11 protein-coding genes and 1 tRNA gene are annotated in these 14,525 nt (G+C 72.8%); 4 read left to right on the top strand and 8 right to left on the bottom strand.

Annotated features, from left to right (window positions below; genetic code table 11):
• Position 1: 1 nt before the first annotated feature.
• Genes ACFWN3_RS15755 through ACFWN3_RS15740 form a run of 4 tightly spaced genes read right to left on the bottom strand, consistent with a single transcriptional unit; the run spans position 2 to position 4,876 of the window.
• The gene (locus ACFWN3_RS15755; protein WP_377641167.1) at positions 2–1,351 is read right to left on the bottom strand and encodes a homoserine dehydrogenase; all 1,350 of its coding nucleotides are present in this window, start codon (positions 1,349–1,351) and stop codon (positions 2–4) included.
• Positions 1,348–2,787 carry a diaminopimelate decarboxylase gene (gene lysA / locus ACFWN3_RS15750; protein ID WP_377641165.1) on the bottom strand — a complete coding sequence of 480 codons (1,440 nt, stop codon included), beginning with the start codon at positions 2,785–2,787 and terminating at the stop codon, positions 1,348–1,350. Before lysA ends, ACFWN3_RS15755 begins: the two co-directional genes overlap by 4 nt.
• A gap of 4 nt (positions 2,788–2,791) precedes the next feature.
• Complete coding sequence (argS, locus tag ACFWN3_RS15745) at positions 2,792–4,438, bottom strand: arginine--tRNA ligase (RefSeq protein ID WP_377641163.1); 1,647 nt, start codon at positions 4,436–4,438, stop codon at positions 2,792–2,794.
• 9 nt (positions 4,439–4,447) lie between these two features.
• Entirely contained in the window at positions 4,448–4,876 is a 429-nt protein-coding gene (locus tag ACFWN3_RS15740; RefSeq protein ID WP_377641161.1) for a response regulator, read from the bottom strand.
• A 66-nt stretch (positions 4,877–4,942) separates the two neighbouring features.
• Here ACFWN3_RS15740 and ACFWN3_RS15735 point away from each other — a divergent pair.
• A tRNA-Arg gene (locus ACFWN3_RS15735) sits at positions 4,943–5,014 on the top strand.
• Positions 5,015–5,074: 60 nt separating this feature from the next.
• Here the strand turns inward: ACFWN3_RS15735 and ACFWN3_RS15730 are convergent.
• From ACFWN3_RS15730 to ACFWN3_RS15715, 4 genes are all read right to left on the bottom strand, one after another.
• Complete coding sequence (locus ACFWN3_RS15730; RefSeq protein WP_377641159.1) at positions 5,075–5,500, bottom strand: hypothetical protein; 426 nt, start codon at positions 5,498–5,500, stop codon at positions 5,075–5,077.
• Positions 5,501–5,610: 110 nt separating this feature from the next.
• Positions 5,611–6,078 carry a hypothetical protein gene (locus tag ACFWN3_RS15725; protein ID WP_377641158.1) on the bottom strand — a complete coding sequence of 156 codons (468 nt, stop codon included), beginning with the start codon at positions 6,076–6,078 and terminating at the stop codon, positions 5,611–5,613.
• Between the two features lie 44 nt (positions 6,079–6,122).
• Positions 6,123–7,160 carry a hemolysin family protein gene (locus ACFWN3_RS15720; protein WP_377641156.1) on the bottom strand — a complete coding sequence of 346 codons (1,038 nt, stop codon included), beginning with the start codon at positions 7,158–7,160 and terminating at the stop codon, positions 6,123–6,125.
• Positions 7,157–8,494, bottom strand: coding sequence for a hemolysin family protein (locus tag ACFWN3_RS15715; RefSeq protein ID WP_377641155.1), 1,338 nt, complete (start codon positions 8,492–8,494; stop codon positions 7,157–7,159). The genes ACFWN3_RS15720 and ACFWN3_RS15715 overlap by 4 nt, the downstream gene beginning before the upstream one ends.
• A 180-nt stretch (positions 8,495–8,674) precedes the next feature.
• On the opposite strand from ACFWN3_RS15715, the gene ACFWN3_RS15710 reads away from it, so the two are divergent.
• The 3 genes from ACFWN3_RS15710 to ACFWN3_RS15700 all read left to right on the top strand — a co-directional run bounded on the left by ACFWN3_RS15710 (position 8,675) and on the right by ACFWN3_RS15700 (position 14,501).
• On the top strand, positions 8,675–9,646 hold the full coding sequence (locus ACFWN3_RS15710; protein WP_377641153.1) for an ABC transporter ATP-binding protein: 972 nt from the start codon (positions 8,675–8,677) through the stop codon (positions 9,644–9,646).
• A complete protein-coding gene (locus ACFWN3_RS15705; RefSeq protein ID WP_377641152.1) occupies positions 9,643–10,440 on the top strand; it encodes an ABC transporter permease subunit in 798 nt (265 codons plus the stop codon). Before ACFWN3_RS15710 ends, ACFWN3_RS15705 begins: the two co-directional genes overlap by 4 nt.
• 164 nt (positions 10,441–10,604) lie before the next feature.
• Complete coding sequence (locus ACFWN3_RS15700; protein ID WP_377641150.1) at positions 10,605–14,501, top strand: multifunctional oxoglutarate decarboxylase/oxoglutarate dehydrogenase thiamine pyrophosphate-binding subunit/dihydrolipoyllysine-residue succinyltransferase subunit; 3,897 nt, start codon at positions 10,605–10,607, stop codon at positions 14,499–14,501.
• Positions 14,502–14,525: the final 24 nt, after the last annotated feature.

Below are 14,525 nucleotides of genomic sequence, written 5' to 3'. Positions count from 1 at the left end.
GTCAGGCTCCTTCCACGCGCAGGACCGACGCGACGTCGTCGACGGAGTCGAGGTCGGCGAGGGCGTCGACGGTGGCCGCGAGCGCGGCGTCGGAGGCCCGGTGGGTGACGACGATGAGCTTGGCCCGCTCGCCCTCCCCGGGGGCGACCTGCTGGCGCACCGTCTCGATGGAGACGCCGTGCTCGGCGAACGCCGTGGCGACCTGCGCGAGGACACCGGGGCGGTCGGCCACGTCGAGGCTGATGTGGTACCTCGTCATCGCCTGGCCCATGTCGACGACGGGCAGGTCGGCGTAGGCCGACTCCCCCGGTCCGCGGCCGCCCGCGACGCGGTGGCGCGCGACGGCGACGACGTCGCCGAGGACGGCGCTCGCCGTGGGGTCGCCCCCCGCGCCGCGGCCGTAGAACATCAGCTCGCCGGCGGCGTCGGCCTCGACGAACACGGCGTTGAAGGCCTCGCGCACGCTGGCGAGCGGGTGCGTCCGCGGGATCATCGCCGGGTGGACGCGCACGCTGACGGCGTCGCCGCCGTCGGCTCCGGTGACCCGCTCGCAGATGGCGAGGAGCTTGACGACGCAGTCCATCTCCGCGGCGGCCTGGATGTCGCCGGCGCTCACCTCGGTGATGCCCTCGCGGTGGACGTCGGCCGACGAGACGCGGGTGTGGAAGGCGAGGCTGGCGAGGATGGCCGCCTTGGCCGCGGCGTCGAAGCCCTCGACGTCGGCGGTCGGGTCGGCCTCGGCGTAGCCGAGCGCCTGCGCCCGCTCGACGGTCTCGGCGAAGCCGGCGCCCGTGGTGTCCATGGCGTCGAGGACGAAGTTCGTCGTCCCGTTGACGATGCCGAGGACCTTGCGGACCTCGTCGCCGGCGAGCGACTCGCGGATGGGGCGCAGGATGGGGATCGCCCCGGCCACCGCGGCCTCGTAGTAGAGGTCGACGTCGGCGGCGTCGGCAGCCTTGTAGAGCGTCGGGCCGTCCTCGGCGAGCAGCGCCTTGTTCGCCGACACGACCGAGGCGCCGTGCTCCATCGCCCGCAGGATGAGGTCGCGGGCCGGGTCGATGCCGCCGATCACCTCGATGACGATGTCGGCGCGGGTCACGAGCTCGTGGGCGTCGGCGGTGAAGAGCGACGGGTCGACGGGGACGTCGGGGCGGGGGCGGTGGGGGCGGCGGACCGCGATCCCCACGAGCTCGAGCCGGGCGCCGACGCGCGCCTCGAGGTCGTCGGCGTGCTCGACGAGACGGGTGGCGACGGCGGACCCGACGACACCGCAGCCGAGCAGGGCGACGCGCAGGGGGGCACCGGGTTCGTGCGCCATGGTGGGGGTGGTCTCCTCGGTCTGGGGCGTCATGACTCGGCCACGTCGAGGGCCAGGAGGTCCTCGATGGTCTCACGGCGCACGAGGACGCGGGAGCGACCTCCACGGACCGCGACGACCGGCGGCCGGGGCGTGTGGTTGTACTGGCTGGACAGGCTGCGGCAGTAGGCCCCGGTCCCGGGGACGGCGATGAGGTCGCCGGGCTCGACGTCGGCGGGCAGGTACTCGTCGAGGACGACGATGTCGCCGCTCTCGCAGTGCCGGCCGACGACCCGGGACAGCCGCGGCGGCGCCTCGGACCGGCGGTTGGCCAGGGTGCACGAGTAGTCGGCCTCGTAGAGGGCGGGGCGCGCGTTGTCGCTCATCCCGCCGTCGACCGACACGTAGGTGCGCACCGCCCCGCCGCCGACCTCGACGTCCTTGACGGTGCCGACCTCGTAGAGCGTGAACGTGCTGGGACCGACGATGGCGCGGCCGGGCTCGACCGAGATCCGCGGCAGGTGGGGGTCGCCGCCGTCGCCGACGGCCTTGAGCTCGCGCTCGACGATGCCCGCCATCTCGTCGGCGAGGACGGCTGCGGGAAGCGGCGTGTGCTGCGAGGTGTAGGCGATGCCGTAGCCGCCGCCGAGGTCGATCTCGGGGCAGTGGTGGCCGTGCTCGTCCGCGATCCGCGCATGGAGGCCGACCAGCCGGCGGGCCGCCATCTCGAACCCGCCGGTGTCGAAGATCTGGCTCCCGATGTGGCTGTGCAGGCCGCGGAGGTCGAGGACGTCGCGCCGGGCGAGGACACGACGCACCGCCTCCTCCGCCGCTCCCCCCGCGAGGCTGAAGCCGAACTTCTGGTCCTCGTGCCCCGTCGCGATGAACTCGTGGGTGTGCGCCTCGACGCCGACGGTGACGCGCACCATGACCGGCGCCACGACGCCGAGCTCGGTGGCGACGGCGGCCACCCGCTCGATCTCGTGGAAGGAGTCGAGGACGATGCGCCCGACCCCGTAGGACAGGGCGTCGCGGATCTCGGCGACCGTCTTGTTGTTGCCGTGGAAGCCGATCCGCCCACCCGGGAAGCCCGCCCGCCTGGCCACCGCGAGCTCGCCACCGGTGCACACGTCGAGGAAGAGCCCCTCCTCCTCGACCCACCGCACGACCGCCGTGCAGAGGAAGGCCTTGCCGGCGTAGTAGACGTCCGCCCCGCCGAGCGGCGCGAACGCCGAGGCGAAGGAGTCGCGGAAGTCGGCTGCGCGAGAACGGAAGTCGTCCTCGTCGAGGACGTATGCCGCCGTGCCGTGCTCGGTGGCGAGGCTGACGACGTCGACGCCGCCGACCGTCAGCCGGCCGCCGGCGTCGCGGGTGACGGTCCGCGGCCAGAGCTGCGGCAGCAGCTCCATGACGTCGGCCGGGTACGGCAGGTAGAGCGGGGGGCCGCCGTAGCCCTCGGCGTGGAGGGCGCCGGCCTCGTGCGCGCGCACCGGCTCACATCCGCTCGGGGGCGCTGACGCCGAGCAGGCCCAGGCCGTTGACGAGCACCTGGCGGGTGGCGTCGTTGAGCCAGAGCCGGCTGCGGTGGAGGTCGGTGACCTCCTCCTCGGCGTTCATCGGGCGGACCCGGCAGGTGTCGTACCACTTGTGGAACCGGGTCGCGAGCTCCTCGAGGTAGCGGGCGACGCGGTGCGGCTCGAGGAGGTGGGCGGCCTGCGCGACGACGCGCGGGTAGTCGCCGATGACCGCGAGGAGCGCGGCCTCGGTGGGGTCGGAGAGGAGGGCGGCGTCGAAGCCGTCGGCGCGGTGGACGCCGTCCTCGGCCGCGAGGCGCGCGACGTTCGCCGTGCGGGCGTGGGCGTACTGGACGTAGAACACCGGGTTGTCGTTGGTCTGCCTGCGCAGCTCCTCGCCGTCGAGCGACAGCGGGCTGTCGGCGGGGTAGCGCGCCAGGGAGTAGCGCACCGCGTCGGCGCCGATCCACTCGATGAGCTCGTCCATGTAGATGGCGTTGCCGAGCCGCTTGCCCATCCGCGCGCCGGCGATGTTGACGAGCTGGCCGATCTTGACCTCGATGTTGTGCTCGGGGTCGTCGCCCGCGGCGGCCGCGATCGCCTTGAGCCGGTTGATGTAGCCGTGGTGGTCGGCGCCGAGGAGGTAGACCTTCTCGTCGAAGCCGCGGTCCTTCTTGCTGAGGTAGTACGCGGCGTCGGCCGCGAAGTAGGTCGGCTCGCCGTTCGCCCGGATGAGGACGCGGTCCTTGTCGTCGGTGAAGTCGGTGGTGCGCAGCCACACCGCGCCGCCCTCGTCGAAGACGTGGCCCTGCCCGCGCAGCCGCTTGACGGCGTCCTCGACCGCTCCCCCGTCGTGGAGGCTGCGCTCGGAGAACCACACGTCGAAGTGGACCCCGAACTGCTCCAGGGTCCGCCGGATCGCCGCGAGCTGCGCGACGTAGCCGAGGTCGCGGGCGACGACGACGGCCTCCTCGCGGGGGAGCTCGAGGAGGTCGGGGCGCTGCGCGAGGACCTCCTGCGCGCGCTCGGCGACGTACTCGCCGGGGTAGCCGTCCTCGGGCGGCTCGACGCCCTCGGCCCGCGCGAGGACCGACGCCCCGAACTTGTCCATCTGCGCGCCGGCGTCGTTGATGTAGTACTCGGCCGTCACGGTGGCACCGGAGGCCGCGAGGAGACGGCGCATGGCGTCGCCGAGGGCGGCCCAGCGGGTGTGGCCGATGTGCAGGGGCCCGGTGGGGTTGGCCGAGATGAACTCGAGGTTGACGACCCGGCCCGCCTCGCTCGTGCCGGTGCCGTACGCGGCGCCCGCCTCGACGACGGAGCGGGCGAGCTCGCCGGCGCTCGCGGCGTCGAGGGTGATGTTGAGGAAGCCCGGCCCGGCGACGTCGACGGCCTTGACCCCGGGCACGGCGGCCAGGTGGGTGGCCAGGGTCGTGGCGAGGTCACGCGGCGGGACGCCCGCACCCTTGGCGAGCTGGAGCGCGATGTTGGTCGACCAGTCCCCGTGGTCGCGGTTCCTCGGACGCTCCACGCGCACCTCCGCGGGCACCGCGACCGTGAGGTCACCGGCGTCGACGGCGGAGCTGAGGGCGTCGCGGATCGCGGCGGAGAGCTGTTCGGGGGTCACCCGCCCAGTCTACGGACGGCGTGGACGCCGCCTGCCCGTGGCCGCGAGGTGTGAGACGACCCCGACGAGCTCGTCGGGGTCGAAGGGTTTGGTGACGATGCCGTCGAAGCCGGCCTCGTCGACCTCGAAGCGTGCGTGGTCGCTCGCGGCGGCCGTGACGAGGAGCGCCGGGACCTCCTCGAGGGCGGGGTGGGACCGGATGGCCGCGATCGCCCACCAGCCGTCGTAGGGCCGCATCTGGGAGTCGAGCACGATGACGTCGGGGCGGCGGGCGACGGGGTCGATGAGCCGCGCCATGGCCTGGTGGCCGTCGCTCGCCTCCTCGACGTCGAACCCCGCGAGCTCGAGGTTGATCCGGAGCAGACGTCGGATCGGCTCGACGTCGTCGCAGATGAGCACGAGCGACGACGGGCCGACACCCTCGGTCCCGGGTTGCATGGCCGAAAGCCTAGGCTGCTACCCTCGCGGAGCGCTGCGAATCGCTGGTTCGCGGCGATGTTGCCCGCCCCCGTAGCTCAGGGGATAGAGCACCGCCCTCCGGAGGCGGGAGCGTAGGTTCGAATCCTACCGGGGGCACATCCAGACGCCCGTCGACCTGCAGAGATGCGGTCGGCGGGCGTCTGTCGTGCCCGCTCGTCACCGGGGGGTGCCCCGTCGCCGCAGCGCCACCGCGAGGGCCACCTCGGCGAGACCGACGGCGGCCACGACGGGCTGCAGGACGAAGAACTGCTGCATCACGGCGAGCTGGACGAGGATCCACAGCACGAGACCGACGCCCGCGACCACCGCGACGTCGTCGCCGAGCGGGTGGCGGCGCCACAGCAGCCCCGCGGTGAGGGCCTGGGGCAGGGCGACCGTCAGGACGAGGGCGAGCCCCGGCAGCACCCACGAGTCGACCGGCAGCCGGGCCAGCCAGGAGTCGGGCATCCCGATGCCCGTCGTCGCGAGCCCGATCCCGCCGCCCAGGGCGCTGAGGGCGACGACGGCGAGCGCGGCGATCAACCCGGCGCGGTACCGGTCCGTCCTTCGTCGGGTCCTCGGGTCCTGCACCGTCGTCGTCATGGCGTCCTCCTCGATCCGCCCTCCCACCTCCCATGCTCCTCCGTGTGGCCGAGGTCGGCGGGCAGGTGTCTGCGAGGTCACCCCCAGGTCGGTGCGCCTCCGCCGGAGGGTCAGCCGAAGCCGGGCGGCTCGCTGAACTGCTCGAGGTCGACCCTCGGGTCCGGGTCGGTCCAGTGGCTGAGGACGACCCAGCGCCGGGCCGGTGCCGCGGGGAGCTCGATCCGGCCCGTGGTCGAGACGTCACCGTCGGTGCGCGCCTCGACGTCGTGCCACCCCGGCTGCACCCGCAGGGGGAACGACGCCCACGCGTGCTGCCCGCAGACGTCGAGCTCCTGATCGACGACGACCTCGCCGTCGACGCTCACCGTCAGCCGCACGACCGGGTCCTCGAACGACTGGTTGCTCACGATGACGACGAGGCTGCCCTCCTCCTCGGGGACGACGAGGGGAGACACGGTTCGCGCGACGACCGGGCACTCGTCACCGAAGCGGACCCCGAGGACCTCGACCCGCGCACCGCAGCCGCCGGTGACGAGGAGCAGCCCCGCCACCGCGACCGACCCCGCGGCACGCCTCACCCGCGCCACGATCCTCGCGGGACGGGCCCACGGCAAGGCCCGGGTCAGCGGCGCTGCGAGGCGTCGGACACCTCGCCGACGAGCTCTTCGAGGACGTCCTCGAGGAAGACGACGCCGACGACGGCTCCGTCCTCGGCCACGACCCGCGCCAGGTGCGACCCGGTGGCCTGCATCGTCCCCAGCACCGACTCGACCTCGTCGCCACGGCGGACGTTGGCCATCCGGCGCACCCGCTTCGCCGGCACGGGCTCGTCGCGCTCGACCTCGTCGGCGTAGAGGACGTCCTTGAGGTGGAGGTACCCGCCGAGGTCACCGTCGTCGTCGACGACCGGGTAGCGCGAGAAGCCGTGGCGCGCCACGAGCCGCTCGATGTCACCGGGCGTCGCGGCCGAGGTCACCGTCACGAGCGCCGACACGGGGACACCGACGTCGGCGGCGTCCTTGTCGCTGAACTCGAGTGCGGCGCCGAGGCGTTCGTAGTGCTCGTCCTCGACCAGCCCCTCGTCGCGCGACTCGTCGAGGATGTGCGCGACCTCCTCCGCCGTGAACGCCGAGGCGAGCTCGTCCTTGGGGTCGACGCCGAAGAGCCGGAGGATCGCCTTGCTCAGCCAGTCCATGCCGTGGATCACCGGCGCGACGACGCGGGTGACCATGACGAGCGGCGGCACGAGGACGACGGCGGCCCGCTCGGGGCGGGCGATCGAGATGTTCTTGGGGATCATCTCGCCGTAGACGACGTGGAGGAAGACGACGAGCGCGAGCGCGAGGGCGAGCGCAACGGCGTCGGCCACCCCCTCGGGCAGCCCCGCGGCCTCGACGACCGGGACGAGCGCGTGGTGCAGCGCGGCCTCGGAGATCGCCCCGAGCAGGACCGAGCACACGGTGATGCCGAGCTGGCACGTCGCGAGGAGGATCCCGGTGCGCTGCATCGCCTCCAGCGCGATCGCGGCGCCCTTGCTGCCCTGGTCGGCGAGCGGCTCGAGCTGGCTGCGGCGAGCCGTCATCGCGGCGAACTCGGCCCCGACGAAGAACGCGTTGGCCCCGAGCAGGACGAGGGTGATGAGGACGGTGGACAGGCTCATCGCTCCCCCTCCACGTCGTCGGCGTCCTCGGTGGGGGTCGTGGGGGGCGGCACGAGGCGGATGCGGTCGACCCGGTGGCCGTCCATGTCGACGACCTTCGCGGTCCACCCGTCCACCGTCGCGGTGTCGCCGACGTCGGGCACCCGGCCGAGCTCGGCCATGAGCCACCCGGCGATCGTCTCGTAGGCGGGCCCGTCGGGGACGGCGACGCCGATGCGCGAGCGCACCTCGTCGGGACGCCAGAGGCCGGGCACGGTCCAGGATCCGTCACGCAGCGCCCGGCCCGTCGTCTGCGAGCGGTCGTGCTCGTCGTTGACCTCGCCGACGATCTCCTCGACGAGGTCCTCGAGGGTCACGACGCCGGAGGTGCCGCCGTACTCGTCGACGACGACGGCCAGCTGCATCCCGCCCTGGCGGAGCTGGAGGAGGAGCGGGTCGAGCCGGAGGGTCTCGGGCACGAGGACGGGAGGCACCATGATCGCCGACACCGGCACGTCGTCGCGGCGGTCGAAGGGGACGGCGATGGCCTTCTTGACGTGGACGATCCCGTCGATGTCGTCCCAGTCGTCGCCGACGACGGGGAAGCGGGAGTGCCCCGTGCGCCGCGCGAGCGACACGAGGTCGGCGGCGGTCTCGGTGCGGTCGATCGACGTGGCCCGCGAGCGCGGGGTCATGACGTCGGCGGCGGTCTGGTCGGCGAACCCGAGCGAGGCGGTGACGAGCCGCGCGGTCCCGAGGTCGAGGGTCCCGGCCTCGGCCGACGTGCGGACGAGGGAGGCGAGCTCGGCGGGGCTGCGGGCAGCGGACAGCTCCTCCTGCGGCTCGATCCCGATGGCCCGCAGCGTCCGGTTCGCGACCCCGTTGAGGAGGGCGATCATCGGCTTGGTGGCGACCGCGAACCAGCGCACGGGGGCGGCGGAGACCTTGGCGGTCGCCATCGGGAGGGAGACCGCGAGGGTCTTGGGGACCATCTCGCCGACGATCATCGAGAAGATCGTGGCGATGAGCATCGCGAGGACCGACGCCGTCGAGGACGCGGCGCCCGCGGAGAGTCCGACGTCCTCCAGCGGTCCGACGAGGAGGGCGCCGACCGACGGGCTGGCGATGAAGCCGAGGACGAGCGTCGTCAGGGTGATCCCGAGCTGGCACGCGGACAGCTGGGTGGACAGCTGCCGGTGCGATGCGAGGACCGACCGGGAACCGCGCTCACCGTTGTCGACCGCGCGCTGCACGGCGGGGCGGTCGAGGGCCACGAGCGAGAACTCCGCGGCGACGAAGAGCGCCGTCCCGACCGTGAGGACGACGCCGAGCAGGAGCAGCAGCCACTCGGTCATGGGGCATCGGGACGGGGAGGGTGCATGACTGCTCCATCGTATGGCCGGGCCGCCGCGTTCCGGCACGCCCGTCCGCGACGCCCGGGTCGTCCCCGAGGTGGACCCCGCACTCCACCGGCCGGGTGACCCGCGCCGGCGGGCCCACTGACAGGATCGGGGCATGAACCACAGAGGTGAACGATGAGTGCCGCCACGGCGGCGGGGGCCCGCATCGAGGTGCGGGGACTGACCAAGCGCTTCGGCTCGTTCGTCGCGGTCGACGACCTGAGCTTCGACGTCGAGCCGGGCCGGATCACCGGCTTCCTCGGCCCCAACGGCGCCGGGAAGACGACGACGCTGCGGATGATCCTCGGGCTGGTCCACCAGACCGGGGGGACCGCGACGATCGACGGGCACCGCTACGTCGACCTGCCGCGCCCGCAGCAGACGGTCGGGGCGGCCCTCGAGGCGACGAACTTCCACCCGGGCCGCAGCGGCCGCGACCACCTGCGGGTGCTCGCCGACGCGGGCGGCGTCCCCCTGAGGCGCGTCGACGAGCTCCTCGAGCTCACCGGCATCCCGGCGGCGGCGCGCAAGCGGGCCGGCGCCTACAGCATGGGCATGCGCCAGCGGCTCGGCCTGGCCGCGGCCCTCCTCGGCGACCCCAAGGTCCTCGTCCTCGACGAGCCGGCCAACGGGCTCGACCCCGAGGGGATCCGCTGGCTGCGCGGCTTCCTGCGCCACCTGAGCGGCGAGGGCAAGACGATCCTCGTCTCGAGCCACCTCCTCCAGGAGGTCGAGCAGACGGTCGACGAGGTCGTCATCATCGCCAACGGGCGGCTCGTGCGGTCGGGGAACATCGCCGACCTCCGGGGCGGCCCCGGCGCCGTCGTGCGCACGTCCGACGTCGAGCGCCTCGCGGGTGCCCTGCGCGTCGCCGACGTCACGAGCACGCCCGGGACCGACGGCACCCTCGTCGCCGACACGGCCGACCTGCGCCTCATCGGCGACGTCGCGCTGCGCGCCGGGCTGCCGATCTACGGCCTGCAGGCCCGGCGTGCCGACCTCGAGGCGCTCTTCTTCGAGCTGACCGAGGGCACCAACCGCAACGAGACGCCGGGGGCCCCTGCCGAGCAGGACGCCGTCCTCGGCGAGGAAGGGGCGAACCTGTGATCCCCGCGATCCGCAGCGAGTTCCGCAAGTTCTTCACCACCCGGATGTGGTGGGGCATGGCGATCGCGATCTTCGTCGCCGGTGCGGGGTTCGCCGCGCTGTTCGGCTTCCTCTTCACCAGCGACGCGTTCCAGGGCGGCGAGGAGGGCGTGCCCACCGGTGACGCGACCCAGATCGCGAGCAGCGTGTACACCGGCGGCCTGTCGATCGGCTACCTGCTCCTGCTGACCATCGGGGTGCTCCAGATCGGCGCCGAGTACCGACACAAGACGGTCACCGGCACCTTCCTCGCGACGCCGCGCCGGCTGAGGGCGATGCTCGCCAAGGTCGTCGCCCTCCTCGGGATCGGCGCCGTGTACGGGCTCATCAGCCTCGTCGGCTCGGTCACCGTGGGCGCCGCGGTGCTCTCGTTCAAGGACCAGGACGCCTTCCCGTCCGGGTCGGTGGCCCGCACGCTGGCGCTCAGCCTGCTCGTCCTCGGCCTCTGGGCCCTCATCGGCCTCGGCATCGGGATCCTCATCCCCAACCAGGTCGCGGCGCTGCTCATCGGCGTCGGCGTCGCGTGGATCGTCGAGCCGCTCATCGGGTTCGCGATGAGCTTCTGGGAGTTCGGCCGCGAGCACATCGCGCAGTTCCTGCCCACGTCGGCGACCAACGCCATCGTCAACGCGGTCTCGCAGAGCCCCGACGAGGTGCGCCTCGAGTGGTGGGGCGGGGCGCTCGTCCTCGGCGCCTACGCCCTCGTGCTCTCGGGCCTGGGCATCTGGCGCACGCTGCGCAGCGACGTCAGCTGACGCGCGCGCGACGACCGGCCGGCCGGTCCACGGGGGCTCCCCTGGGCCGGCCGCCGTCGCGTCGGGGCCCGGGATCCACCGGTGTGCCGCGGGACCAGCGGGGATAGGCTGAGACGGTACCCACCCCCTCGAAGCCGACGAGCCGAGAAAGAGGCGCATCCTCCGTGGCCGAGCAGTCCCCGTCCAGCGATCCCCTGACCACCTTCGGGCCGAACGAGTGGCTGGTCGACGAGCTGTACGAGCAGTACCAGCAGGACAAGAACAACGTCGACAAGGCGTGGTGGGACTTCTTCCGCGACTACACGCCCGGTGACGCCACGACCCGCCCCGCCGAGGGCAACGGCACCGGCGCCAACGGCACCCCGGCCGTGACGAAGGCCCCGGCCCCCGCGGCGGCGCCCGCGCCCGCCGCCGCCAAGGCCCCCGCGCCCGCCGCCGCCAAGGCCCCCGCGCCCGCCGCCGCCAAGGCCCCCGCCCCGACCCCTGCCGCCGCCCCGGCCACCCCCGCCGCGAAGCAGGCCCCCGAGAAGCCGGCGACCGACAAGCCGGCGAGCGACAAGCCGAGCACCGAGTCCGCCCCGGCGTCGGCCACGCCCAAGCCGCGCGAGCCGGAGGCCCCCAAGGCGTCCGGCCCCCTCGGCGACTCGCGCACCACCCCGATCCGCGGCGCGAGCGCCCGCGTCGTCACGAACATGGAGGCCTCGCTCGAGGTCCCCACCGCGACCTCGGTGCGCGCGGTCCCGGCGAAGCTCCTCATCGACAACCGCATCGTCATCAACAACCACCTCGCCCGCTCCCGCGGCGGCAAGGTCAGCTTCACCCACGTCATCGGCTTCGCCCTCGTCAAGGCGCTCGGCGCCATGCCGGAGATGAACAACGGCTACGCCCTCGACGAGAAGGGCAAGCCGGTCCTCGTCAGCCCGGCGCACGTCAACCTCGGCCTCGCGATCGACCTCGCCAAGCCCGACGGCACCCGCCAGCTCCTCGTGCCGTCGATCAAGGCCGCCGAGACGATGGACTTCGCGCACTTCTGGACCGCCTACGAGGAGATGGTCAAGAAGGCCCGCAACGGCAAGCTGACCGTCGAGGACTTCCAGGGCACCTCCCTCTCGCTCACCAACCCCGGCACCATCGGCACCGTGCACTCCGTGCCGCGCCTCATGGCCGGCCAGGGCGCCATCATCGGCGTCGGGGCCATGGACTACCCGGCCGAGTGGCAGGGCGCGAGCCAGGAGACCCTCAACCGCAACGCGGTGAGCAAGACCCTGACCCTGACGAGCACCTACGACCACCGGATCATCCAGGGCGCCCAGTCCGGCGACTTCCTGCGGATCGTCCACGGCCTGCTCCTCGGCGACCACGCCTTCTACGACGAGATCTTCGAGAGCCTGCGGATCCCCTACGAGCCGATCCGCTGGGTCCGCGACGTCGACACCTCGCACGACGACGACATCAACAAGGTCGCCCGGGTCCAGGAGCTCATCCACTCCTACCGCGTGCGCGGCCACCTCATGGCCGACACCGACCCGCTGGAGTACAAGCAGCGCCGCCACCACGACCTCGACGTCACGACGCACGGCCTGACCCTGTGGGACCTCGACCGCACCTTCGCCACCGGCGGCTTCGGCGGTCAGCCGTTCCTGCCGCTGCGCAAGATCCTCGGCGTCCTGCGCGACTCGTACTGCCGCACCATCGGCGTCGAGTACATGCACATCCAGGACCCCGAGCAGCGCCAGTGGATCCAGGACAAGATCGAGGTCGGCTACGCCAAGACCACCCGCGAGGAGCAGCTGCGGATCCTGCGCCGGCTCAACGCGGCCGAGGCCTTCGAGACCTTCCTCCAGACCAAGTTCGTCGGGCAGAAGCGCTTCTCGCTCGAGGGCGGCGAGTCGGTCATCGCCCTCCTCGACCGCGTCCTGTCGCGTGCCGCCGAGGACGAGCTCGACGAGGTCTGCATCGGCATGCCGCACCGCGGGCGGCTCAACGTCCTCGCGAACATCGCGGGCAAGAGCTACGGCCAGATCTTCCGCGAGTTCGAGGGCAAGCAGGACCCCAAGTCGGTCCAGGGCTCCGGCGACGTCAAGTACCACCTCGGCACCGAGGGCACCTTCACCGCCGAGTCCGGCGCGACGACCGCCGTCTACCTCGCCGCCAACCCCTCGCACCTCGAGGCCGTCAACCCGGTCCTCGAGGGCATCGTGCGGGCCAAGCAGGACCGCCTCAACCTCGCCGGCGAGGACTTCACCGTCCTGCCCGTGCTCATGCACGGCGACGCCGCCTTCGCGGGCCAGGGGGTCGTCGCCGAGACGCTCAACCTCAGCCAGCTGCGCGGCTACCGCACCGGCGGCACGGTCCACGTCGTCATCAACAACCAGGTCGGGTTCACGACCTCGCCGAGCAGCTCGCGCTCCTCGACGTACTCCACCGACGTCGCGCGGATGATCCAGGCACCGATCTTCCACGTCAACGGCGACGACCCCGAGGCGTGCGTCCGGGTCGCCGAGCTCGCCTACGAGTTCCGCAAGGAGTTCCACAAGGACGTCGTCATCGACATGGTCTGCTACCGCCGCCGCGGTCACAACGAGGGCGACGACCCGTCGATGACCCAGCCGCTGATGTACAACCTCATCGAGGCCAAGCGCAGCGTCCGCAAGCTCTACACCGAGTCCCTCATCGGCCGTGGCGACATCACCGTCGAGGACGCCGAGGCCGCGCTGCGCGACTACCAGCAGCAGCTCGAGCGGGTCTTCGTCGAGACCAAGGCGGCCCTCAAGGAGGCCGAGACCGAGGCGGCCGACGCGTCCTACTCGGGCACCGACGTCGAGGGCCACACCGGCCTCGAGCCGCCGTCGGCCCAGGCGCTCGACGCCGACGCGACGACCCACTCGGCGAGCGAGACGGCCATCTCCACCGAGATGCTGCACCGCATCGGCGACGCCTTCGTCGACGTCCCGGACGCGTTCACCGTCCACCCGAAGCTGCGCCAGATGCTCGAGAAGCGCGCCGCCAGCACCCGCGAGGGCGGCGTCGACTGGGGCACGAGCGAGCTGCTCGCCTTCGGCTCCCTCCTCATCGAGGGCACCCCGGTGCGCCTCGCGGGGCAGGACAGCCGTCGCGGCACGTTCGTGCAGCGCCACGCCGTCCTCATCGACAAGGAGAACGCGGCCGAGTGGACGCCGCTGCTCTACCTCGGCGACGGCCAGGCGAAGTTCTGGGTCTACGACAGCCTGCTGTCGGAGTTCGCGGCGATGGGCTTCGAGTACGGCTACTCCGTCGAGCGGCCCGACGCCCTCGTGCTGTGGGAGGCGCAGTTCGGCGACTTCTTCAACGGCGCGCAGACGATCATCGACGAGTTCATCACCGCCTCGGAGCAGAAGTGGGGCCAGCGCTCCTCGGTCGTGCTCCTGCTCCCCCACGGCTACGAGGGCCAGGGCCCCGACCACTCCTCGGCCCGCATCGAGCGCTTCCTCACGATGTGCGCCGAGAACAACATGACCGTGGCCTACCCCTCGACCCCGGCCTCGTACTTCCACCTCCTGCGCCGCCAGGCCTACGCCCGCCCGCGGCGTCCGCTCATCGTCTTCACCCCGAAGTCGATGCTGCGGCTCAAGGCCGCGGCCAGCCCGGCCGAGGCGTTCACCGCGGGCTCCTTCCTGCCCATCGCCCCCGACCGCGAGGGCGCGACGAGCGGCACGGTGACCCGCGTCATCATCGCCGCGGGCAAGGCCGTCCACGACCTCGAGGCCGAGCGCGAGAAGCGCGGCGACACCTCGACGGCGATCCTGCGGATGGAGCAGTACTACCCGCTGCCCGCCGCCGAGCTCGCCGCCGAGCTGGCGAAGTACCCCGAGGCCGAGGTCGTCGTCGTCCAGGACGAGCCGAAGAACCAGGGCGCCTGGCCCTTCCTCGCGCTCAACCTGCCCGAGGCCCTCGCCGAGCACGGTGAGACCCGGCGCCTCGGCGTGGTGTCGCGCAAGGCGTCGGCGTCCCCGGCCACCGGCTCGACGAAGAAGCACCAGGCCGAGCAGGCCGAGCTCGTCGCGCGCGCGTTCGACCGCTGAGGGGTACCCCCGGCCACGTCACGT

It is taken from the genome of Oryzobacter terrae (assembly GCF_042756445.1).
Classification (GTDB): Bacteria; Actinomycetota; Actinomycetes; order Actinomycetales; family Dermatophilaceae; genus Oryzobacter; species Oryzobacter terrae.
The sequence above is the reverse complement of the archived record's forward strand: the minus strand, read 5'-3'. Positions and strand labels throughout refer to the sequence as shown.

What these genes read in the sequence shown, in the direction of transcription:
- ACFWN3_RS15720 (WP_377641156.1), bottom strand. Translation starts at nt 7,160, where the DNA reads ATGAGCCTGTCCACCGTCCTCATCACCCTCGTCCTGCTCGGGGCCAAC.
- ACFWN3_RS15740 (WP_377641161.1), bottom strand. Translation starts at nt 4,876, where the DNA reads ATGCAACCCGGGACCGAGGGTGTCGGCCCGTCGTCGCTCGTGCTCATC.
- ACFWN3_RS15730 (WP_377641159.1), bottom strand. Translation starts at nt 5,500, where the DNA reads ATGACGACGACGGTGCAGGACCCGAGGACCCGACGAAGGACGGACCGG.
- ACFWN3_RS15715 (WP_377641155.1), bottom strand. Translation starts at nt 8,494, where the DNA reads ATGACCGAGTGGCTGCTGCTCCTGCTCGGCGTCGTCCTCACGGTCGGG.
- ACFWN3_RS15755 (WP_377641167.1), bottom strand. Translation starts at nt 1,351, where the DNA reads ATGACGCCCCAGACCGAGGAGACCACCCCCACCATGGCGCACGAACCC.
- ACFWN3_RS15710 (WP_377641153.1), top strand. Translation starts at nt 8,675, where the DNA reads ATGAGTGCCGCCACGGCGGCGGGGGCCCGCATCGAGGTGCGGGGACTG.